Raw genomic sequence first — 22728 nt, 5'->3', positions numbered from 1 at the left:
TGCCAGGTCGCTTCAGGACAGACAACACATCCGTCCAATGTCGCGGCACGCCGTTGTGAGCGGTGGTTGCCACGTCGACGGACGGTGCGCAGCAGTCCCGCTCACACTGGAGGAAAAGTGTTAGCTCCGTCCCGACGGGCGCGCCTGATTTTGGCGGGCGCCCTCACCACAGCGGTCGTCGCCGCGGCTGGGTGGTTGCCCGCCACCGCAGCAGCCGCCGCCCCGCCCCCGCAGACCCCCGGCATCACGCTGCGGACCTTCGACCTGCAGCTCGCGCTGAGCAACCTGTGCAACCTCAAGCCGGCGCAGACCCCCAACGTCGACAAGCTCATGTCGACGATCGACTGGACCACGGCCGCCCAGTTCGGGCAAGAGGACAACTTCTACACCCAGGCCCTGGGCTACGTGAACATCCCGACGGCCGGCAGCTACACCTTCCGGCTGATCAGCGATGACGGCTCCCGGCTGTTCATCGATGACAACGTCGTCATCAACCACGACGGCCTGCACGGCGCGACGGCCAAGGACGGCGCGGTCACCCTGACCACCGGCTACCACGCGCTGCGCATCGACTTCTTCGAGGCCGGCGGCGGCCAACAGCTGACCCTGCAGTGGCAGACGCCCGGCTCGACCACGTTCGTGACCGTGCCGAACTCGGTGCTCAGCACCGATGCCGGCGTCGTGCGGGTCACCGCGCCCGGCAAGAAGGAGTGCGAGGGCACCGGGGACTCGCCGGGTGACGGCCTGCCGCTGACCACCGTGCACCCGAACTTCAACCTCGCCAACCTGCGCCCGAGCGGCTTCGAGCCGCGGGTGACCGGCATGGACTGGCTGGCCGACGGCCGCCTGGTCATCTGCACCTGGGGCGGCACCAACGACTCCGGCACCTCGCAGGCCGGTGAGGTCTGGATCCTGGGCAACACGGGTGGCAACGCCACCCCGGGCACTGTCACGACCAAGCGGGTCGGCAGTGCCCTGAAAGAGCCGATGGGCCTGAAGGTCGTCGACGGGGTCATCTACGTCTCGGAGAAGATGCGGCTGACCAGGCTGGTCGACACCAACGGCGACGAGGTCGCCGACCAGTACCAGCAGGTCGCGACCTGGCCCTACGGCGGCACGTTCCACGAGTTCGCGTTCGGCCTGATGTACGAGGCCCCGTTCTTCTACCTCAACCTGTCGGTCGGCATCGACTACGGCGGCAACACCACCAACCCGCAGGTGGTCGGCAACCGCGGCACCACCATCAAAATCAACAAGGACACCGGTGCGTGGACGTACGTCGCCGGCGGCCTGCGGACCCCGCACGGCATCGGCTGGGGCCCGGAGAACGGCCTGTTCGTCACCGACAACCAGGGCGGCTGGCAGCCGGCCTCCAAGCTGGTGCACATCAAGCAGGGCCGCTTCTTCAACCACTACCTCAACCCGGCCGGCCCGTTCGACAGCGCCCCGGTCACCCCGCCGGTGATCTGGTTGCCGCAGAACGAGATCGGCAACTCGCCGAGCACCCCGAAGTACATGACCAGCGGCCTGTACGCCGGTCAGTTCGTGATCGGTGACGTCACCTACGGCGGCCTGCAGCGCGCCGCGGTGGAGAAGATCAACGGCGAGTACCAGGGCGCCCTGTTCCGCATGACGCAGGGCCTTGAGGCCGGCATCTCCGAGGTCAACGTCGGCCCCGACGGCGCGATCTATGTCGGCGGCATCGGCGGCGGCGGCAACTGGGGCCAGTCCGGCAAGCTGAACTTCGGCCTGCAGAAGCTGATCCCCAACGGCAACAACGCCTTCGACATGCTCAACATGAAGGCCCTGTCCAACGGCTTCGAGATCGAGTACACCCAGCCGCTGTCGGCCGCGACGGCCACCAGCCTGGCCACCAAGTACCGGGTCAAGCAGTGGCGCTACGTCCCGACGGCCGCCTACGGCGGCCCGAAGATCGACGAGGAGACGCTGGCGGTGTCGTCGGCGACCCTGTCCGCCGACGGCAAGAAGGTCACCCTGGTGATCAACGGGCTCAAGGCCGGCCGGGTGGTGCACATCCGCTCGCCCAAGCCGTTCGGGTCCAGCAACGGCCAGTCGCTGTGGAACACCGAGGTCTGGTACACCCTCAACAACATCCCCGGCCAGGCCCCGTCCAGCAACCTGGCGCTGAACAAGCCGGCCACCGCGGACAGCTCCTGCGCCACCTCCGAAGGCCCGGCGCAGGCCGTCAACGGCACCGTCAACGGCGGCAACGCCGACAAGTGGTGTTCGCTCGGCACCAGCAAGTGGATGCAGGTCGACCTCGGCTCCACGCAGACCGTCAACCGGTTCGTCGTCCAGCACGCGGGCGCCGGTGGGGAGGACACGGGCTGGAACACCCGTGACTTCAACATCCAGACGTCCACCAACGGCACGAGCTGGACCACGGCGGCGACCGTCACCGCCAACACTGCCAGCACCACCACCCACAACATCACGGCGGTGCAGGCCAGATACATCAGGCTGAACATCACCGCGGGCGGTACGACCGGCAACCTGGCGGCCCGCATCTACGAGTTCGAGGCATACGGCACGACCGCGCCGCCGACCGGCAACCTCGCGCTCAACAAGGTGGCGACCGCGGACAGCTCCTGCGGCACGACCGAAGGCCCCGCCAAGGCGGTCAACGGCAGCGTGTCGGGCGGCAACGCCGACAAGTGGTGCTCGTCAGGCGCGACCAAGTGGCTGCAGGTCGACCTCGGCTCCGCGCAGACGGTCAGCCAGCTGGTCGTCAGGCACGCCGGCGCAGGCGGGGAGAACACCGCCTGGAACACCCGCGACTTCAACCTCCAGGTGTCCACCAACGGCACCAGCTGGTCCACTGTCGCGACCGTCACCGCCAACACGGCCAGCGTCACGACGCACAACATCACCGCGACCCAGGCCCGCTACATCAGGCTGAACGTCACGACTCCGGCCAGCGACGGCAACGGCGCCGCCCGCGTCTACGAGTTCGAGGCGTACGGCACCACGACCCAGCCGACCCGGATCGTGCTGTTCGACGGCGCCAACATGGACAACTTCCAGCACGCCAACGGGGCCCCGGTCACCTGGCCGCTGGGCAACGGCGGCGTCGAGGTCCTCGGCGGCGACATCAAGTCCAAGCAGGCGTTCGGTGACTTCAAGCTGCACGCCGAGTTCTGGCTGCCGCTGCTGCCGGGCGACGTCACCGGCCAGGCCCGCGCGAACAGCGGCATCTACCTGCAGGACCGCTACGAGCTGCAGGTGCTGGACTCGTTCGGGGACACCACCCCGGCCAACAACGAGTGCGGCGCGATCTACGAGAAGATCGCCCCGTCGGTCAACGCGGCCACCGCGCCGCAGACCTGGCAGACCTACGAGGTGACCTTCCGCGCGGCCCGGTACAACGGGACCACCAAGACCGAGAACGCCCGCGTCACGGTCGTCTGGAACGGCGTCACCGTCATCAACAACGCCGAGATCAACGGCCCCACCGGCAACGGTGCGGCCGAGACGTCGGCACCCGGCCCGCTGCGGTTCCAGGACCACGGCGACCCGGGAGCGAACCTGTTCTACCGCAACATCTGGGTGGAGCCGGCAGTCTGACCCGGCCCGCATAAGTGAGGGAGCCGGCCCGGATGAGCAATCCGGGCCGGCTCCCTCAGTCTGTGCGCCGATCGCGCTGTCAGGAGACCTCCTGACGCCAGCCGGCGGTGACCAGCGCGCCGCTCGCGAACAGGTTGTTGACCTTGGCTATCTCCTGCGAGTTGGGGAAGGCGCTGGTGCAGGAGGTGCCGGCGCTGCTGCCGGACATCAGCTCGGAGCAGATGCCGGTGCGCCGGTCGGGCAGGCCGAGGATGTGACCGAGTTCGTGCGCCGCGATGCGAGTGGGGTTGTGGCCCTCGGCGGTCGCCTGGCGGCCCATGTACACGGTGCCGTTGCCCAGGGAGTTGACGTAGGCGCGCGGCCAGCCGTTGTCGGCGTAGACGCGGATGTTGAGCGGGCGGCCGGAGGTCCACCGTTCCAGGCGCACGTTGCCGACTCGGGCGTTCCAGTTGGCCGCGCCCTGGTGTACGACGTTGACGAATTCGGCGGCCTGGCCGGCGTCGTAGTAGAGCACCTTTACGGCTGCGGGTGCGGGCGCCGCGGTGGCGGCGCTGCCGACGAGCTGGCTGGACAGGGTCATCGCGATGGCGGCAAGGGTGGCCGCCGCGATCCGCGCGAGGTGAGATCTCATGCCACCCACCATCACCTATACCATCAAACATTTCAATGTGTGCATGGCATTTGGCATGCGGCGGCCCGCGCGCCGCGGCGGCTCAGCCTTCCGGAACCGGAACCGGAACCGGCCGCTCTGACGACGCTCTGGTCGTAGCGCGCCACCAGCGGTGCGACGCCAGCGCGGCGAGGCCGGCGCCGGCGGCGTTGAGCAGCACGTCGTCGACGGAGGACACCCGGTCCAGTCGCAGGACGTACTGCGCGACCTCGACCAGCACCGAGCAGCCCGCCGCGAGCGCCAGTATCCGGGGCACCGACGCCAGCGCCGCGAACCGCACCGGGGCGAAGAACCCCAGCGCCGCGAACACGAGCAGGTTGCCGACGATCTGGCCCGTCGCCCGCAGCGGCCCGTCAGCGATGATCGTGAGCAGATCCAGCATCGGCACCAGGCTCACCCGGCCGGAGACGGCGCCGGCCCCAGAACCCGGCAGCATGATCATCCAGACCCACGGCAGCGTCCCGTAAACGATGCCGACCTCGGCCAGTGCCATCCGCCATGCCGGCCGGGTGCCGGTGGCACTGCGACGGCGTGCCAGGACCCAAACCGTCAGCGCGGCCAACGGCAATACGGCCACCGTGAGCACTACCACGCCGGTGAACGTGCCGAGCCAGCCGTGCCACCCCTGGAGCATGGGCCCTCCGCTTCCGTCAGGCCGCGCAATCTACCCGGGCGCACGTCGTGGTAGTCATGCGGGCTCCGGCGCAGGGGCGGCTCTTGCCAGTTCCGCGGTGGTCCGGCTGGCCTGGAATGCGGCCCCGGCACACGTGCGGAGCACCCGGCCGGCCAGCGCTTAGACTTGGCGGGTGCCGATCACCCTGTCGCTGCTGGAAACGGTGCGCTGGGACGGCGAGCCGGTGCTGGGCGAGCGGCCGCAGGCGCTTCTTGCCGCGCTCGCCGCCGCCGGACGGACGGTCAGTTCGGCACGGCTGGTCGACCTCATCTGGGACTCCGACGTCCCCGCCAATCCGCTCAAGGCGCTGCAGGTGCTGGTCTCCCGGACCAGGGCGGCGCACGGGCCGGACTCAGTGGTGCGCGACGGAGACGGCTACCGCCTGGGCGTCGACCGGGCGCGAGTGGACACGCAGGTCCTCGTGGACCGGCTGGCCGCGGCCCGGTCCGTGTTCGAGTCCGACCCGGCTCGTGCCGCCGAGCTGGCCGCTGAAGCCGTCGCGCTGGGCACGGTCGCCGCCGGTGGCGGGCCCGGTCCGCTCGGGTCGTTGCGCCGCCAGGCCGAACGTGATCTCGGGCAGGCGCGGCTGCTGCTGGCCAGGGCCAAGGTCAGACTCGGCGCGTACGCCGAGGCGCTGCCCGTCCTGGCCAAGGCCTGGGCGGCGAACCCCGCGGACGAGGCGCTGCTGTCGGACCTGCTGCGCAGCGAGGCAGCGGTCCGCGGCGCCGGCGCTGCGTTGGGCCGATACGAGGCCTACCGGGCGGATCTGCGTGAGCGTATCGGCGCCGACCCCGGCCCGGACCTGCGCCGGGTCCACCGCGAGCTGCTCGTCCAGGACAGCCCGGTCCGGGCGGGCGTGCGCTACGAGGCGACCACGCTGCTCGGCCGCGCCGGCGACATCCGCCGGCTGCACGCGTTGCTGGCCGCCTCCCGGGTGGTGTCCATCGTCGGACCGGGAGGACTGGGCAAGACCCGGCTGGCCCATGTGCTCGGCCGCGAACACCCGGCCCCGGTGGTGCATTTCGTCGAGCTCGTCGGCGTCACCGCACCCGACGACCTCGTCGGCGAGATCGGGTCGGCGCTCGGCGTACGGGACTCGGTCAGCGGCCGGCGCACCCTCACTCCCGAGCAGCGAGCCGACGTGCGCGCCCGGATCGCGCGCTACCTCGACCAGGCGCCTAGCCTGCTGATCCTGGACAACTGCGAGCACATCGTCTCCGCTGTCGCCGACCTAGTCGCCTACCTCGCCGCCACCACCCGCGAGCTGCGCGTGCTCACCACCACGAGAGCGCCGCTGGCGATCGCCGCCGAACAGGTCTACCTGCTGGCAGAGCTGGACACCGAGAACGCGGCCGAGCTGTTCCGCCAGCGGGCCAGGGCTGCCCGCCCGGACGCGCACCTTGCCGGCACGGACGAGGTGGTGGCTGAGATCGTCGAGCGGCTCGACGGGCTCCCGCTCGCCATCGAACTGGCGGCGGCGAAGGTACGCGTGATGGCGGTCGCGGACATCGCCCGCCGCCTGGAGAACCGGTTCGCGTTGCTGCGCGGCGGCGACCGCAGCGCACCCGACCGGCACCAGACGCTGCTGGCCGTCATCGACTGGTCCTGGAACCTGCTCGCCGAACGGGAGCGCCGGGCGCTGCGCTGGCTGTCGGTGTTCCACGACGGGTTCACCCTCACCGCGGCGGAGGCCATGCTCGGCGACGACGCGCTCGCCGCGGTGCAGGATCTGGCGGACCAGTCGTTGCTGACCGTCGTGGAGACCGGCCCCGGCGGCGTGCGCTACCGGATGCTGGAGACCGTGCGGGAGTTCGGCCGGATGCAGCTGGTCGACGCCGGCGAGGACGACGCGGCCGAGCAGGCCCAGCGCGCCTGGGCGGTCGACTTCTCCGCACGCCACGCCCGCGCCCTGTTCAGCCCGAGGCAGTTCGACATCGTCGACGCCGTCCGCCCCGAGGAGACCAACCTTTCCGACGTGCTGCGCCGAACCTTGGCCACGTCGGACCCGGCGGCGACGATGCAGATCCTCGCCGCGCTGGCCGGATACTGGATAATCCTGGGTGAACACCCCCGGCTGCTGGTCCTCATCGAGGCGGCCGCGAACGCGGTGGACGGCTGGACGCCCCCGCCGGACCTCGCCGACGCCACCCGGATGGCGATCGGGATGACCCTCAACGGCTCCCTGGTCGCCAACTCCCCACACTCCGACCTGCTGCGGGCCGCGCTGCGCAAGATCGGGCCGGGCGAACACGATCCGTGGCTCTCCGCGATGGTCACCATGTTGACCGATATCGACCCGCGCTCGGCCGACGGCTTTCTCCAGCAGCTACGTGCCCATGCCGCTTCCCCGGATCGCGAGATCGCCGCGCTGGCGTTGCCGTGGCTGAGCCAGGCCCTGGAGAACATGGGCGATCCGGATGCGGCCATGGACGCCGCCGAGCGTGGGCTGCTGCTCGCCGACGAGACGGTCGGCCCGTGGTCACAGGCGATCATGCACACCATGGCCGCGCAGCTCGCGATGCAGCTCGGCCGGATGGGCGAAGCAGCAGTCCATGCGCATGCCGCGCTGCCGGTGCTGGACCGGCTCGGTGCCCGCGACGACGCCATTCAGCTGCGTTCGCTGCTCGCCCTCGTGATGATTTCCCAAGGTGACGTCGACGCCGCCGCCGACCAGCTCTCCGACCTGGGCGACACGACGGAGTCCGAGGGCGAAGTCCTGGCCGGCCGGCTCGCCTTCGATCTGGGCCGGGCCGAGCTGGCCTTGGCCCGCGGTGACGTCGAGGCTGGGCTGGCCGGCTATCGCGCGGCGGGCCTACGGGTACGCGAGCTGCAGATTCCGGCCATCGCGCCGACGGGTCTGGAGCCGTGGGTGCTGGTGGCCGAGGCGACCAGCCTGGCCGCACACGCCTACTACGCGCCGGCCGATGACCCGATCGGCGCGGCGTTGTTCGCGCGGGCCGGTGACCAGGCGCTGAAGGTGCTCGACCCCGACCATCCCTACCTGGACTATCCGGTCTGCGGGCTGGTGCTGTTCGCGCTCGGCGCCTGGGGGTTGTTGCGCGGCGCGCTGCCCGTCCAGGACGCGGTGCGGCTGATCGCGCTGGCGGACCGGTTCGCATACAACCGGAGCATGCCCACGCTGGCCTGGGAGCGGATCGCCGGCCATGCCGCGCACCGCGCACCTGGGCTGCTGGCCGCGATGGCCGCCGAGTACGGCGACCGGCGCGGCCCCGACCTGCTCGACGAGGCGCGGAGCCTGGTCGAGCGGATCGGGGCCGGCTGACGGCTACAGGTGCCGCTTGTAGCTGCGTACCGACAGCGGTGCGAAGACGGCGATGACGGCCGCGCAGGCCACCAGCGCCCAGCCGACGTGCCCGGTGAGCTGCCCGTCGTTGGCCAGGTCGCGGGTGGCGGTGACCACGTAGGACACCGGGTTGACCTTCACGAACGCGGCGAGCCAGCCGGGCAGGGTCTCGACCGGGACCAGCGCGTTGGACATGAACGTCAGCGGGAACATGATCATCATGGAGATGCCCTGGACACTCTGGGCGCTGCGGGCCAGCGTGCCGACCCAGGTGAACACCCACGCCAGCGACCACCCGGCGATCATCGTGAGCACGATCGCCATCGCCACGCCGGCCACACCGCCGCCGGGGCGGTAGCCCATCGCGATACCGGTGACGAAGGTCAGCGTCGAGGCGATCGCGTACCGCAGCAGGTCGGCGATCATCGGACCGGCCAGGGGCGCGATCCGGGCCATCGGCAGCGACTTGAACCGGTCGAACACCCCCTTCTCCATGTCCTCCCGCAACTGCACGCCGGTGGCCATGCACGCCGTCAGCGCGGTCTGGGCCAGGATGCCGGGGATCACCAGCGGCAGGTACGCCTCCACGCTGCCGGACAGGCCGCCACCGAGCAGGTACGCGAACATCGCCGTGAACAGCAGCGGCTGAATGGTGACATCGAAGAACTGCTCCGGATTGCGGCGCATCTTCTTCGTCGCCCGCCACGCCATCGACATCGTCTGGCTGAGCGTCTCCCGCAGACTGTTGTGCGAGGTGGTGCGCGCGGCGACGTCACCGGGCGTGAGCCGCCGCGGTGTCGTGGCCACCGGTGCCGGCTGGGTCATCTGCATGGTCATCGGGCCACCTCGAGCTGGAGCTTGTCCGCGGTCGCGGACGGATCGGAGCCCTCGCCGGTGTCGTGCCCGGTGAGAGCCAGGAACACCTCGTCGAGGGTCGGCGCGTCGACACTCACCGAGGTGATGCCGATACCGGCCTCGCGCAGGCTGATGAGCACGTCGGCGGCCCGGTCCGCGGCGTCGAGGGCCACGTTCATCCGCCCCGACTCCGGGCTGAGCACCGGGTCCTCACCCAGCAGGCGCCGTACCACCTCAGCCGCTTCCGACTGGTCGGCGGCGTCGGTCAGCCGCAGCCGCAGCGTCGAGTTGCCTACGGAGGCCTTCAGCTCGTCGGGCGTCCCCTCGGCGACCTTGCGGCCCCGGTCGATGACCGCGATCCGGTCGGCGAGCTGGTCGGCCTCGTCCAGGTACTGCGTGGTCAGCAGGACCGTGCAGCCGCCCGCGACCAGCTCGCGGATGGTGTCCCACATCTGCCCGCGGGTACGCGGGTCCAGCCCGGTGGTCGGCTCGTCCAGGAAGATCAGCGGCGGTCGGGTGATCAAGCTGGCGGCCAGGTCGAGACGTCGCCGCATGCCCCCGCTGAACTGCGAGATCGGCTTGTTCGCCGCCTCCTGGAGGCCGAACTGCTCCAGCAGCTGCGCGGCCGTGGCGCGCGACGTCCGGCTGGACACCCCCTGCAGGCGGCCGAACAGCCACAGGTTCTCGTTCGCGGTCAGGTTCTCGTCCACGGACGCGTACTGCCCGGTGACACCGAGCAGCTGCCTGGTGCGGTGCGGGTCGCGGCGCACGTCCACGCCGAAGATCTCCGCCCGGCCCCCGTCGATGGGCAGCAACGTGGCCAGCATCTTGAGCATGGTGGTCTTGCCGGCGCCGTTGGGGCCGAGCACACCGTAGATCTCACCCTGGTCGACGTGCAGGTCGACCCCGTCAACGGCGCGGAAGTCGCCGAACGACTTCACCAGGCCCTCCGCGTGGACCGCGGGAATGTGCTTCATGTTCGCTCCCTCGCGACCGGCGTCAACCGGTCAGGAAGCAGCCTGCACCGAGCCGGTTCCACCACGCCTACAGCGCGGTTTCACCGCATTGCACGGGCCCGTGCAATGCACCGCGACCGGCGGACCCCGCGCCGCCCCTACCTGCACGAATACGGCGTCTGCGGGGGCTGCGTCCTGGCGGCTACATCGTTGAGCAGGGCATGACCACCACGGCCTTCATCGCCGCCCAGCGGCTTCCCGACCTCGCCGAGTACCAGCTGCACCGCACGGCCGACGAAGCCGCGCTGGAAGGTGTCGCCGTGCCGGGGCTGGCGGCCCGCTTCTACCGCCGGGAGCTGCCCGGCGGGCGGCTGGCCAGCGTCGGCCACTACACGCTCGCCGGCAGGGACCTGCTGATGGCCTGGGGTTACGTCGACGAGGAACACTGCCGGTTCCACACCGTGCGCGGCGACGGCGGCTGGGGTCCGGTCGACGACGGCTGTCCCCGCGTGGACGTCGTACGCGACGGCGAGCGGGTCGTCGGGGTGCGGGTGCAGACCACCGCCGGGTCCTGGGCGGGCCACATGACAGCGGCCCGCCGGTCGTGAAGACCAGCGGGCCGCCGGGCGCTGTCCGGGGGAAGAACCACAGCGCGCGGTAGTGATCGAGCCTGGTTACCTGCTGTCGGTAACCGCTTCGACGGCCGGCGCGGCGGCTGTGCGGCGGACCAGCCACAGCGACGTGCCGGTCAGCGCGAGCGCGGCGACGAACAGGACCGCGTGCAGGACCGGGTCGATGATCGGGACGAACGCGATGATCGCGACGGGCAGCTGCACGAGCGCGATCAGGGCGAGCATCCGGCCGCGGTGCTGCGCGCCCCAGGTGAACGCGGTCACGATCGGAGACAGCACGACGGCCAGGGTGAGCACGTCGAGGATGGTGTGCGCCCAGGGACTGGTGACCCGGTTGTGGGCGAACGCGTAGGCGGGGGAGGCGACGAGCAGCAGCCCCGCGGTGAGTGTGGCGGTGGTGAGCAGGCGTCGCATGGCGACCTCCAGCGCGACAGGTCAGGTCAGATCACCTTCGGTAACTTCACGGTAGGCCCGCTGCTACCGACATTGGTAGGGAAGTGACATGAATGAATAATGCCTGGAAGGTGGTTATCTGCTATGCGGCCAATCGCCGTATGCGCAGGAGTCACCTGGCGCGATTCGCCCACCGTGTCCGGGATGACCACAACACGAACGGCCGGGTGCGAGGTTCGCACCCGGCCGCCAGGGCATCGGGGAGGCCGGATCCGACCTCCGCGTGAAGCCTATTCGATGAAGACCTTGACGGAGTCGGCGCTCCCGCCGTTCCGGTTGATGGCGACGAAGAACTCGCTCCCCACGTGGGTGATGTCTTCGATCTCGTCGGTCAGGTTGTTCCCCGGAACTCCGATGTCGCTCTCCACGTCGCCGCCAGACCAGTTGTACTGGTACACCCAGTTCCATCCGGTGGCGGGCGTCGAGGTGTTGATTGACTTGCTGTTCCAGACATAGTTCTCGGAGCAGTCAATGCCTTGGTCGGAACGATTGTCGTGACTCGTCAGGTTGCTCTTCACCAGCGTCCATCCACTGGTAAGCGCACCGGCACCGGGGTGGGTCCACAGGCTGCCCAGCCGACGGGCAGCATATTTGCCGGCTCCGCCGGCCGCCGTCGCGCTGTAGCAGAGGCCGCTGATGTTGCCTATCGGCAGACGCACTTCACTGGTTGTGCCAATAGAGCCGTCGGCGTTGAGGCGTACGATTGTCACCTTGTCGCTCAGGAATGCGGATTGACTTCCCTGGGTGGCAATCAAGGCCGGGCCCTGGCCCAGATAGTTGGCATTGTAGGCGAGATCGTTACCGTGGCCGAGCGTGGGTATGGAGGTCGGCGCCCCTGCGCAGATCCAGCTGGCGCCGTCCCAGGTTGAGCCGTCGCGCAACCATCGGGACAGGACCGGCTCCGCGCCGGCTGCCTTGGTGAAGACGATGTAGAGCTGGCCTCCTGGCCCCGCCACCATGCCTTGCAGGACCGTGCGACCCGCCTTGCATGCGCTGCTGTCCGGGATGTTCAGTCGTTCCGCCCCGCTCCTGTCTGTGGCGGCGTAGGCAGACGTCGTCGAGGCGATAGCGATTCCGGCGGCGAGCGCGACCACGGACGCGACGCTCAATAGTTTCTTCACCCGGTGTCTCTCCTTGGGGGTCGGGGAGAGGGCAGCATATCAACTTTTGTCAACCCTATCCTATTGCATCTATATGCAATAGGACGGTCCGCGAATGGCGGTCGTCGCGAAACTGGGCATCTCTTTCCATCAGGAGCGGCTGTCGGACCGGCTCCCACCAGCAGGAACCTGCCGGCATCTTAAATCTGAACTTAAGGGAACCTGAGGCACATATCGCGCGACAAGTGGGCTACCCAGCCCTGGCCGGCGCAGTCCAGGGACCTCCCCCAGATGGAGCCCGCATGACGACCGCGACCCGCCCGACCGCACCAGCCGCACCCGCCGAGGTGCCCGCCGAACACGCCCCTGCTGAACCCGCCGCCCGGTCCGCGCTCTACAGCGGGTTCGGACCCCTGCTACGCCGCCTGCACTTCTACGCCGGAGTCCTCGTCGCACCGTTCCTGCTCGTCTCCGCTCTCACCGGGCTGCTGTACGCCTTCACCCCGCAGTTCGACCAGATCGCCTACCACGACCAGCTGCACGTCGACGCCGTCGGCACCAGCACCGTGGCACTGTCCCAGCAGGTCGCGACCGCCCAGCAGACCGTCCCCGGCGGCACCCTCGTCGCGGTTCACCCCGCGGGCGCCCCCGACGCCACCACCAAGGTCGACTTCGCGCTGCCGGAACTCGGGGAGAACGTGCGCAGCGTCTACATCGACCCGTACACCGGACACGTGCGCGGCGTGCTCGCCACCTGGTTCGGCTCGACACCCATCGCCACCTGGCTGGACAAGATGCACGCCAACCTCAACCTCGGCGAGGCGGGCAGCATCTACTCCGAACTCGCCGCATCCTGGCTGTGGGTCCTCGTGCTCGGCGGGGTGGTGCTGTGGTGGCGCCACCAGCGCGGCCGCCGTACCGCCCGCCGCCTGCTGCTGGCCGACCCCGGTGCCAGTGGTGTACGCCGCACCCGCTCCCTGCACGCCGTCACCGGCCTCTGGCTCGCGGTGTTCCTGCTGATCCTGTCTGCCACCGGCCTGACCTGGTCCACGTACGCCGGCGCGAACTTCGACGCCGTGCGCTCGGTCCTCAACTCCGACGCCGTCCCGCTGAACACCAGTCTCGACGGCATCACGGCGTCCGGGGAGGGTGCGCATCACGGCAGCGGCACCACCGGTGGCACCGTCGGCGCCGACCTCGACGCCATCGCGGCCGCGGCAGCCAAGTCCCACCTGACCGGGCCGACCACCATCACCCCCGGCGAACCTGGCCAAGCCTGGACCGTCGAGCAGGTCGACAACACCTGGCCGGTGCACAAAGACAAGATCGCCGTACACCCGCACACCGGGCAGATCGTCGACTTCGTCGCGTGGGCCGACCAGCCGCTGCTGTCCAAACTCACCACCGCCGGCATCATGGTCCACATGGGCGTGCTGTTCGGTTTGCCCAACCAGATCGCCCTGGCCCTCATCGCCCTCGGTCTGATCACCGTGATCGTCTGGGGCTACCGCATGTGGTGGCGCCGCCGGCCCACCCGCGACCCCCGGCGCCACCGGCTCGGCACACCACCGCCCCGCGGTACCTGGCGGCACGTCCCTGTCCCCGCCTTGGTGATCACCGTGCTGGTGGTGGTGGCCATCGGCTGGGCGCTGCCGCTGCTGGGCTTGACCCTGCTCGCGTTCATCGTGCTCGACGCGGTCGCCGGACTTGTCCGCAGAAGGGCCGGTCGCCGGAACGGTGCGGTGCCGCAGCAGGTCACCGAGTCTTCCTGAACAGCATCGCCGAACATCCGCGGAGTGCCACGGCTCGGCACTCCGCGGGTGGGCGAGCAGGGCGGCATCTGCCACCGGCCGGAGCCACGCCGGATCGCGTGCGTCGGTGCACTCAGGCGACTTCCACGGCGAGAAAGGCGCGGGCGGCGGCGGCACCCGCGGCCGCGTTCCACTTGTCGCCGATGACCGCCACGACATGCTCGACCGTCACGTCGGCGTCCGCTGCGATCAGGGCCTCGATCGCGGTCGGGTCGGGTTTGCCGGCGGCGTCCTTGACGAACTCCGAGATCAGGTCGACACAGTGTGCGTCGTCGGTGGCCGGGATGCCGACGGATTCGAAGCCGTCGTAGAGGTCGTAGTCCGCGCGCCACCACGCTCCGTCGAAGCCGTAGACGAAGCCCAGCCGTTCGCCGCCGGCGATGACCTGCTGCGCATACGGAGCCCACCACTGCGGCGCCCCGGCGAGCAGGTCGGTCTCCGGCTCGGAGAACATCTGGGCGAACGGTCCGAAGTAGGTCTCGGAGTATTCGTGGTCGTTGCCGACCATGACCACCCGGCCGCCGCCGTCATGATGCAGCTCGGCCCAGTTGCCGCCCCAGTCGTCGAAGTGCCACAGCGGGCCGTCGGCGAAGCATCCGCGACGATCGCGGCTTTGCGCACCGCAGATGGCAGCAAACGCGGCGAGCCGGCCGCGCATCTGAGCGGGCGTCGGAAGATTCATCGTCACCAGCACGCGGTCTCCTTGTGGGGGCGGTGTTCAGCGGTTCTCACTGGCGCCGCCACGCCCGAATCAGCGCGATGAGCCGGCGGGCCGGACCGTCACTACGAACGAATAGCAGCATTCCCAGCAGCGCCAACGACACCAGCACGATTCCGCCCGCGATCCAGGCGAAGACCGAATCTGTGGCGGTCACGACCACGATGGCGCCGCCGACACCGAGTGCCTGGGCGAGCTGGGTCAGGCCGGCGACCCACGTCGGCACGACCGCACGGCGCGGCCCGGAAAGCACCCAGGCCAGCCTCGGCACGCCGCACAGGGTCTGCAACGTGAACATGACCCTGGCCCGCCGGGTCGGCAGCGCACCGACCTCGGCAGCCCACTCCTCCCGCCAGCGGCTGCGCGCATTTCTCGGCAGGAGCAATGTGGTCAACTCCAGCAGTCGCAGCGTCGCCCGGGTGGGCCGGTCGGTGACGACCGTCGAGCGCAGGTAGGCCAGCGAGATCTCCTCCAGCTCCCGCCGCACTCCCGTCAGCCCGAGGCGCTGCGCGATCGGTGCGACGGTCTCCAGCGTGTCGCGGGCCACCCGGACCTGCCTGGCGATGCTTGTGTGCTGCAGCGTGCGCAAATTGTGCAGCCGATCGGCTAGCTTGATCACCAGCACTTCGACGTCTGGTGAGCCGGCGTGACTCGCGTCCACGTCAAGGGCCGCCCTGTGCAGCTCCGTGCTGGTCGGCAGCGCCTCGACCATCGCGGTCACGTCGTCGCCGAACTCCGCTCGCATCTGGGCGAACGTGTAGGGCGTGTCGTCAACCGTGTCATGCAGGATCGCGGCACATACCGCGGCAGGGCTCAGGCCGAGGTCGGCGACGATCGCCGCCACCTCCACCGGGTGTGTCACATACGGGTCGCCGCTGCGACGTAGTTGTCCGGCATGCCAACGCGCGGCCGTTTCGTACGCCGCGCGGATAGCCGCTCGGTCGTCCTCCGGGTATCGGGCCTCGATCGCCGCGACCGACGCCGCGCCCGGCTCATTCAGGGGAGAGGGGCTCATGACGGCACCACGCCGGGATCGGTCTGGCCGCTGACGGTCCAGCCTGCGCGCTGCGGGCGGCCGGAACGATGTGAGCGGGCCAGCGCATCGCGTGCCTGCTGGGCGCCGTCGGCAGACAGGGAGTAGAACCTCCGACGGGGACGGCCGTCGGTCACCGACGTGCTGTCCTCCCAGCCGCTTTCGAGCCATCCGGCCTGCTCCAGCCGGGCAAGGATCGGGTAGACGGTGCCGGAGGCCAAGCCCACCAGATCGCAGATCTCCAACCCGTACCGCTGCTGGGTCGGGTCCGATGTGAACGCCTTCAGTACCAACTGGGTTTGCAGTGTCATCCGGGGGTCAGACATAGTCGTACTCTACATAGCTAGAGAACGATACGTCTAGTGTCAAGTTACGATGATCAATGAGTTGCTGTTGGAGGCCGAACACGGCGGCCACCTGCCGGACGAAGGCTGGGCCCCGGAGAGCCGTACCCCGGTGACGGCCTTGGCCCTGCCCCTCGGCACGCAGACCTTCGCCTGCACCAGGTGGGTCAGCCTCGACCAGCACCCGCACCCCGCCGATCGAACTGTCCACCGGCGAGCGTTTCCCCGCCCAGTTCCTGCAGGCCGATATCTTCACGATCGGCGCGTGGACCGAACGGGCGAAGACCCTCCGCGACGACCTCGGTCCCTTCCGGCTCGCCTACCTGGAGACCCGGCCGGTCGGCATGTGATGAGCCTTCACAACGGCGAGCGAGTCTGTTTAACTGTCTACACCAGACGGGAGAGCGCTCTCCCGGCGCGTTGAGGTGAGGAGGTGGAGGCAAGCCCGCCCTTCGTTCGTGGCTCGCTTGAGGCCGCTCACTGCAGCCAGTCTGGTTGCGGCCACAGGTTTGCAAGACCTCTCGACGTAGACGAGGCGTGGGGCACCCCCGGCACTACCCATCGAATTCGTATCCCCGCCTGACGCCCGCCGTGCCTGGTGCGGCCGTCAGCTCACGGTCCAGACGTGATCGGCGCACGTCTTCACTGTTCCTCTACGGAAGAGGTGCCAACCGATCATGTTCCTTCGCAGAGTGCTGCTCTGTGTCACCGTCGTGCTGGCCGGGGTGGGCTTCAACGCCGCCCCTGCGCAGGCCGCTCCCGACTTCTCGGTGCTGATCTTCAGCAAGACCGCGGGGTTCCGGCATGACTCGATCCCGGTGGGCATCACCGCGATCCAGCAGCTCGGCACGCAGAACAACTTCGCCGTCGAGGCGACCGAGGACGCCACCCAGTTCAACGACGCCAACCTGGCCAGATTCAAAGCCGTGATCTGGCTGTCCACCACCGGCGACGTGCTCGATGCCACCCAGCAGGCCGCGTTCGAGCGCTACGTCCGCGCCGGCGGCGGCTACGTCGGCGTGCATGCCGCGTCCGACACCGAGTACGACTGGCCCTGGTACGGCAGCCTGGTGGGCGCGTACTTCGCCAGCCACCCGGCGATCCAGCCGGTCACGGTGCGCATCGAGGACACGGCCCACCCGTCCACCGCCGGCCTGCCGGCGAACTGGAACCGGACCGACGAGCTGTACAACTACCGCACCAACCCGCGCTCGTCGGTGCACGTGCTGGCCAACCTGGACGAGTCCACGTACACCGGTGGCAGCATGGGCGCCGACCACCCGATCTCGTGGTGCCGTGCCTACGACGGCGGACGCACGTGGTACACCGGCCTCGGACACACCCAGGAGAGCTTCAGCGAGGCCAACTTCCGCACCCACCTGCTCGGCGGCATCCGGTACGCGGCCCAGGGCACCGGGAACTGCACGGTCGGCGGCCCCCCGCCGGTCGGCACGTTCAACCAGGTGACGCTGGCCAAGGGCGTGGCCGAGACGGGCGAGCCGATGGGCCTGACCGTGCTGCCGAACCGGGGTGTGCTGCACACCTCACGCGACGGCGTCGTCCGGTACACCGACGTCAACGGCAACACCAAGGTCGCGATGACCCTTCAGGTGTACACCCACGACGAGGAGGGTCTGCAGAGCATCAAGGCCGACCCGAACTTCGCCAGCAACCGGTGGGTGTACCTCTACTACGCGCCCCCGCTGAGCACCCCCGGCGGCGACTCTCCGGCGACCGGCACCGCGGCACAGTTCGCCCCGTTCAACGGGTCCAACAAGCTGGCCCGGTTCACGGTGCGCGACGACAACACGATCGACCCGGCGACGCAGGTCACGATCCTGGACGTGCCGACCAGCCGGGGCCAGTGCTGCCACGTCGGCGGTGACATCGACTTCGACGCGGCAGGCAACCTGTACCTGTCCACCGGTGACGACACCAACCCGTTCGACTCGGGCGGCTCCGCGCCGATCGACGAGCGGGCCGACCGCAACCCGGCCTTCGACGCGCAGCGCACCGCGGGCAACACCAACGACCTGCGGGGCAAGGTGCTGCGGATCAAGCCCGGCGCGACCGGCGGCTACACCATCCCGGCCGGCAACATGTTCCCGGTCGGCACGGCCAACACCAAGCCCGAGGTGTACGCCATGGGCTTCCGCAACCCGTTCCGGATGAGCGTCGACAAGGCCACCGGGGTCGTCTACCTCGGTGACTACGGCCCCGACGGCGGTGCCGACCCGAACCGCGGACCCGCGGGCACAGTGGCGTTCGAGCGGATCACCCAGCCGGGCAACTTCGGCTGGCCGTACTGCTCGAACTACAACACCCCCTACCACGAGTACACGTTCCCCAGCGGTCCCTCGGCCGGCCTCTACAACTGCGCCGGCGGGCCGACGAACAACTCGCGGAACAACACGGGCCTCACCACCCTCCGGCCGTCGCAGGCCGCCTGGCTGCCGTACGGCGGCGCGGGACCCTGGCGGCCCGAGCTGGGCGGCGGCGGCCCGATGGGCGGCCCGGTCTACAACTTCAACCCGGCGCTGGTCTCCGACGTGAAGTTCCCGGCCTCCTACAACGGCAAGGCCATCCTCGGCGAGTTCACCAGCCGCTGGATCAAGGCGGCCACGATCAACGCCAACGGCACCGCCGGCGCGATCGAGCCCATTCCGTGGTCCGGGACCGCGATCATGGACCTGGAGTTCGGACCGGACGGCGCCCTGTACGTGCTCGACTACGGCACGACCTGGTTCGGTGGCGACGCCAACTCGGCCGTCTACCGCATCGAGTACAACAGTGGCGGCAACCGGGCGCCGATCGCCCAGGCCGCAGCGAATCCGTCGACGGGCGCGGCGCCGCTGACCGTGCAGTTCAGTTCGGCCGGCAGCAACGACCCTGATGGCGACGCCATCACGTACGCCTGGGATTTCACCAGCAACGGCAGCACCGACTCGACAGCGGCCAACCCGACGTTCACCTACTCGGCCAACGGCGAGTACACCGCGACGCTGACGGTCCGCGACACCGGCGGCCGGATCTCGACGGCGAGCGTCGTCGTCGGCGTCGGGCGGGCGGGGATCCAGATCATCATCCCGGGCAACGGCACGGTGTTCCAGTTCGGCGACCTCGTGCCCTACGAGATCCGGGTGACCGACCCGAACGCGGGCACGATCGACTGCAACCGGGTCGTGCTCAACTACGTCCTGGGCCACGACAGCCACGGACACCCCATCACCAGCAAGACCGGCTGCACCGGGTCGATCCAGACCACGGTCGACGGCGAGCATGACGCGGCCGCGAACATCTTTGGGGTGCTCGCCGCGGTCTACACCCCGCCGACCGGGACCGCGGTCCAGGCCCAGCACGTGCTGCAGCCACGCACCCGGCAGGCTGAGCACTTCAGCACGATGAACGGCGTCCAGATCGCCGCCAAGGCCAGCGCACACGGCGGCAACGCCGTCGGCTACATCGAGAACGGCGACTGGATCTCCTTCACGCCGTACAACCTGACCGGCGTCACCGGATTCAAGGCGCGCGTCGCCTCAGCCGGTGTCGGTGGCACGCTGACCGTACGGGTCGGCTCGCCCACCGGCACGGTCGTGTCCACGGTGCCGGTCGCGCCGACCGGCAGTTGGGAAACCTGGGCCGACGTGACCGGCACGGTGACCGTGCCGGCGGGAACGCAACAGCTGTACCTCGTGTTCACCGGGGCCGCCACCGGCTCGCTGTTCGACATCGACGACTTCACGTTCACGGCCGGCGGCACCCAGCCGCCCACCGGGGGCAACCTCGCGTTACACCGTCCGGCGACGGCGTCAAGTGCCGAGGGAGCCTACGTGGCGTCGGCGGCGGTGGACGGTTCGCTGACCACCCGGTGGGGCAGTGCTTTCGCTGACCCGCAGTGGATCCAGGTGGACCTGGGCCAGTCGTATGCGATCAATCGGGTGAAGTTGACCTGGGAGGCCGCGTTCGGGTCGGCGTACCAGATCCAGACGTCGACCGACGGCACGACCTGGACGACGGTACGTTCGGTCACCGGCGGCGACGGCGGGGTCGACGACAACACGGGGCTGACGGCCACCGGCCGGTACGTGCGGATCAACGGCACGGCCCGGGGCACCGCGTGGGGCTACTCGCTGTTCGAGTTCGAGGTCTACGGTGACGGCACCCCGCCTCCGCCGACGAACAACCTCGCGCTGAACCGTCCGGCCACCGCATCCAGCGTGGAAGGCGCGTTCGTGGCGTCGGCGGCGGTGGACGGTTCGCTGACCACCCGATGGGGCAGCGCGTTCGCCGACCCGCAGTGGATCCAGGTGGACCTGGGCCAGTCGTATGCGATCAACCGGGTGAAGTTGACCTGGGAGGCCGCGTACGGGTCGGCGTACCAGATCCAGACCTCGGCCAACGGCACGACCTGGACGACGGTACGTTCGGTCACCGGCGGCAACGGCGGGGTCGACGACAACACCGCGCTCGGGGCCACCGGCCGCTACGTGCGGATCAACGGGACGGCCCGCGGCACCGCGTACGGCTACTCGCTGTTTGAATTCGAGGTCTACAGCTGACCGTGTAGACCAGCACGTCGCCAGGCGCGGAGGACCGTTTCAGGTCCTCCGCGCCCTGCCGTCTGCGGTTCCGATCAAGCTGCCTGACGCGAGCCCGACGAGTCGGTGTCGAGCACTCGGGTGACGAACGCGGTCACCTTCAGCAGTAGGCGGGCGATGCGCTCCTGCTCGCTGATGGTCTCCTGCGGTTGCGGCAGGAACGGCTTGCGCAGGTTGCGGATGTACAGCGAGCACGCCAGGTCGGTGCACGCGTACGTCCCGGCCGTGTTGCCCGCGCGCCCGGCGGCGCCGGCCAGGCGTGCTGAGAACAGGGCGATGGAGGCGGCGTCGTGAAGGGTGTGGCAGAACCCGCACATGTTCGACCGCATCAGGGACCGGGGCGGGACGGTCGCGCTCAGGGCCAGCCCGACGACGGTGGAGCCCAGCGGTGTCACCAGGTATGCCCGACCTGGTGCCTTGGCGTCGCGCCAGCCGAGGAAGTCCAGGTCCGTCCAGGCGATGTGCTCGGGCGCCGCCGGTAGCGTCAGCCGCTGCGCCTCGCCTTTCGACGTGTTCGCCATGCAGTTTCGGATCTCGGCAGCGGTCAGCGGTTGCATGATCATCCTGTCCGTCGGTGGGCCGGACCGGTGTGGTCTGCCGTTTGTCATGACGCTCGGGCACCGAGTTTCGGTGGGGCGTCGACGTCGGGGCCCAGAATCGTCCGCCGCATGACACCCGGCAACTCGATTTCACCCCCGACGCTGCCGGTCAGGTCGACGGTCGCCTTCCTGGCGCCTGGCCGGGCGGTCGCGTGTCCGCGTTCGTGCCAATGGGGTGGCCGGCGACCCTCACCAGCGTAAAGTCGACAGAGATCGGTTATAGGAACGGTTGTTTGATGTTGCTGTGCGGAGGTGGTTAGCATGACTGTTCGAACTCCTCGCATCGAAGATCATCCAGACCTTGCCGAGCTTCGGCTGCGGTACGAGGAAGCCGCCGAAACCCCGACGGCACAGGTGGTGGAGGGCCTGACCTTCCTGTCGGGTCTCTACCTCGCCATCTCGCCCTGGGTGGTGGGCTTCACCAGCCATACCAGCCTGACGGCGAGCAACGTGATCTCCGGTGTCGGACTGGCCGTGCTGGCGTTGTGCTTCGCGACCATGTACGGACGTTCGCACCGGATCGCCTGGGTCGCCCCGATCATCAGCGCATGGGCGATCGTCTCACCATGGCTGGTCAGTGGACCCGCACCGAGTGTGGGCGCCATCGTCAGCAACGTCATCGTCGGCCTGGTGGGTCTGGTGTGCACCATCGCCATGATGTCCGTGGGCAGGCGGCGGGTCGCCGAAACGGCGGGCCTGAGCGCATCGGCGCAGTCGTTCCGCGAGGCGCCCCGACCGTAGATCCGACATCCGTTGGCCGGGCAGGCAGGGACAAAGGACGCTGTCGGCGCAGAACCGGCAGGTCAGATCCGGCCGAAGAGCCCGTTGCCCGGCTCACGGTCGTCGGGCGCGGTGTAGAACTGGCGAGCGGCCCGGAGCAGTTCGTCCACGGTCAGTGACCCGCTGCCGTCACGGTCCAGGCCGGCGAAGGCCTCATCGACCTCGTCTGCCGGGGTGCCGAAGGCCGCCTGCAGCGCACGGAACTCGACAGGCTGCAAGGACCCGTCGCCATCGGTGTCGGCGAGTTGAATGAGCGCTTTCACGGCGGGGTGGAAGATCCGGTCGTATCCCTCGGTGTCCTGCACGAATGCCCAGGTCATGCCGATGTGGTACTCGCGGGCGTCGAGCTTGTCGTCGGTGTCGTGATCGCAGGCGGTGACCAGAACCGTCCAGACCTCGCCGAAGGCGTCGAGCAACTCCCGGCCGCGCGGGGACTCGGTCGACTCTCCAACAGCCGAGAGCACCCGCTCGCCGAGGCCGATGATGTCATCGCGCTCGATGAACCCCGTCCCGTTGCGGTCGAGATGACCGAACGAGCGGTCATGCTTGCGGGATAGCAGCGTCTTCTCGTTCATGGGACTGTCCTCTCGTGACACCGTGCGACAGGTCCCACCTAA

At 69.4% G+C, this 22728-nt stretch carries 17 protein-coding genes; 6 read left to right on the top strand and 11 right to left on the bottom strand.

The features are described 5' to 3' along the window. The first annotated feature begins 195 nt into the window (after positions 1–195). Positions 196–3585: a discoidin domain-containing protein gene (locus F9C41_RS17365; protein ID WP_230689687.1), complete on the top strand. Its 3390-nt coding sequence runs from the start codon at positions 196–198 to the stop codon at positions 3583–3585. Positions 3586–3664: 79 nt separating this feature from the next. Here F9C41_RS17365 and F9C41_RS17360 read toward each other — a convergent pair whose 3' ends face one another. Together F9C41_RS17360 and F9C41_RS17355 are read right to left on the bottom strand one after the other, a co-directional pair. Next, on the bottom strand, positions 3665–4216 hold the full coding sequence (locus F9C41_RS17360) for a snapalysin family zinc-dependent metalloprotease (protein WP_155387839.1): 552 nt from the start codon (positions 4214–4216) through the stop codon (positions 3665–3667). Positions 4217–4298: 82 nt separating this feature from the next. Then, positions 4299–4889: a VanZ family protein gene (locus F9C41_RS17355; RefSeq protein ID WP_155387838.1), complete on the bottom strand. Its 591-nt coding sequence runs from the start codon at positions 4887–4889 to the stop codon at positions 4299–4301. Positions 4890–5061: 172 nt separating this feature from the next. On the opposite strand from F9C41_RS17355, the gene F9C41_RS17350 reads away from it, so the two are divergent. Beyond that, positions 5062–8211: an ATP-binding protein gene (locus F9C41_RS17350; protein WP_155387837.1), complete on the top strand. Its 3150-nt coding sequence runs from the start codon at positions 5062–5064 to the stop codon at positions 8209–8211. A 3-nt stretch (positions 8212–8214) separates the two neighbouring features. Here the strand turns inward: F9C41_RS17350 and F9C41_RS17345 are convergent, their stop codons facing one another. Next, complete coding sequence (locus F9C41_RS17345) at positions 8215–9069, bottom strand: ABC transporter permease (protein ID WP_155387836.1); 855 nt, start codon at positions 9067–9069, stop codon at positions 8215–8217. Beyond that, entirely contained in the window at positions 9066–10064 is a 999-nt protein-coding gene (locus F9C41_RS17340; RefSeq protein WP_155387835.1) for an ATP-binding cassette domain-containing protein, read from the bottom strand. The genes F9C41_RS17345 and F9C41_RS17340 overlap by 4 nt, the downstream gene beginning before the upstream one ends. Positions 10065–10264: 200 nt before the next feature. Between F9C41_RS17340 and F9C41_RS17335 the strand changes: the two genes are divergently transcribed. Beyond that, entirely contained in the window at positions 10265–10651 is a 387-nt protein-coding gene (locus F9C41_RS17335; protein WP_155387834.1) for a hypothetical protein, read from the top strand. Positions 10652–10717: 66 nt separating this feature from the next. Here the strand turns inward: F9C41_RS17335 and F9C41_RS17330 are convergent, their stop codons facing one another. Beyond that, complete coding sequence (locus F9C41_RS17330) at positions 10718–11089, bottom strand: hypothetical protein (protein WP_155387833.1); 372 nt, start codon at positions 11087–11089, stop codon at positions 10718–10720. 269 nt (positions 11090–11358) lie between these two features. After that, positions 11359–12249 carry a hypothetical protein gene (locus tag F9C41_RS17325; protein WP_155387832.1) on the bottom strand — a complete coding sequence of 297 codons (891 nt, stop codon included), beginning with the start codon at positions 12247–12249 and terminating at the stop codon, positions 11359–11361. A 281-nt stretch (positions 12250–12530) separates the two neighbouring features. Here F9C41_RS17325 and F9C41_RS17320 point away from each other — a divergent pair, with 281 nt between their 5' ends. Next, positions 12531–14000: a PepSY-associated TM helix domain-containing protein gene (locus F9C41_RS17320; protein WP_155387831.1), complete on the top strand. Its 1470-nt coding sequence runs from the start codon at positions 12531–12533 to the stop codon at positions 13998–14000. Between the two features lie 112 nt (positions 14001–14112). Here F9C41_RS17320 and F9C41_RS17315 read toward each other — a convergent pair whose 3' ends face one another. Genes F9C41_RS17315 through F9C41_RS17305 form a run of 3 tightly spaced genes read right to left on the bottom strand, consistent with a single transcriptional unit; the run spans position 14113 to position 16116 of the window. Further along, entirely contained in the window at positions 14113–14733 is a 621-nt protein-coding gene (locus F9C41_RS17315) for a hypothetical protein (RefSeq protein ID WP_230689686.1), read from the bottom strand. Between the two features lie 34 nt (positions 14734–14767). Further along, positions 14768–15772, bottom strand: coding sequence for an HD domain-containing protein (locus tag F9C41_RS17310; RefSeq protein ID WP_155387830.1), 1005 nt, complete (start codon positions 15770–15772; stop codon positions 14768–14770). Continuing rightward, positions 15769–16116, bottom strand: a complete 348-nt coding sequence (locus F9C41_RS17305; protein WP_230689685.1) for a PadR family transcriptional regulator — start codon at positions 16114–16116, stop codon at positions 15769–15771. Before F9C41_RS17305 ends, F9C41_RS17310 begins: the two co-directional genes overlap by 4 nt. A gap of 695 nt (positions 16117–16811) precedes the next feature. Here F9C41_RS17305 and F9C41_RS17300 point away from each other — a divergent pair. Continuing rightward, complete coding sequence (locus F9C41_RS17300) at positions 16812–20693, top strand: ThuA domain-containing protein (protein WP_155387829.1); 3882 nt, start codon at positions 16812–16814, stop codon at positions 20691–20693. Between the two features lie 74 nt (positions 20694–20767). On the opposite strand, the gene F9C41_RS17295 is transcribed toward F9C41_RS17300, so the two are convergent. Beyond that, positions 20768–21289, bottom strand: a complete 522-nt coding sequence (locus F9C41_RS17295; RefSeq protein WP_155387828.1) for an FBP domain-containing protein — start codon at positions 21287–21289, stop codon at positions 20768–20770. A gap of 303 nt (positions 21290–21592) precedes the next feature. On the opposite strand from F9C41_RS17295, the gene F9C41_RS17290 reads away from it, so the two are divergent. Next, positions 21593–22072: an SPW repeat protein gene (locus F9C41_RS17290; RefSeq protein ID WP_155387827.1), complete on the top strand. Its 480-nt coding sequence runs from the start codon at positions 21593–21595 to the stop codon at positions 22070–22072. Between the two features lie 62 nt (positions 22073–22134). On the opposite strand, the gene F9C41_RS40715 is transcribed toward F9C41_RS17290, so the two are convergent. Next, entirely contained in the window at positions 22135–22686 is a 552-nt protein-coding gene (locus F9C41_RS40715) for an EF-hand domain-containing protein (RefSeq protein ID WP_196279814.1), read from the bottom strand. Positions 22687–22728: the final 42 nt, after the last annotated feature.

It is taken from the genome of Catellatospora paridis (assembly GCF_009720365.1).
In the GTDB taxonomy this organism is placed as follows: Bacteria; Actinomycetota; Actinomycetes; order Mycobacteriales; family Micromonosporaceae; genus Catellatospora; species Catellatospora paridis.
This window is presented reverse-complemented; position numbering and strand designations above follow the sequence as displayed.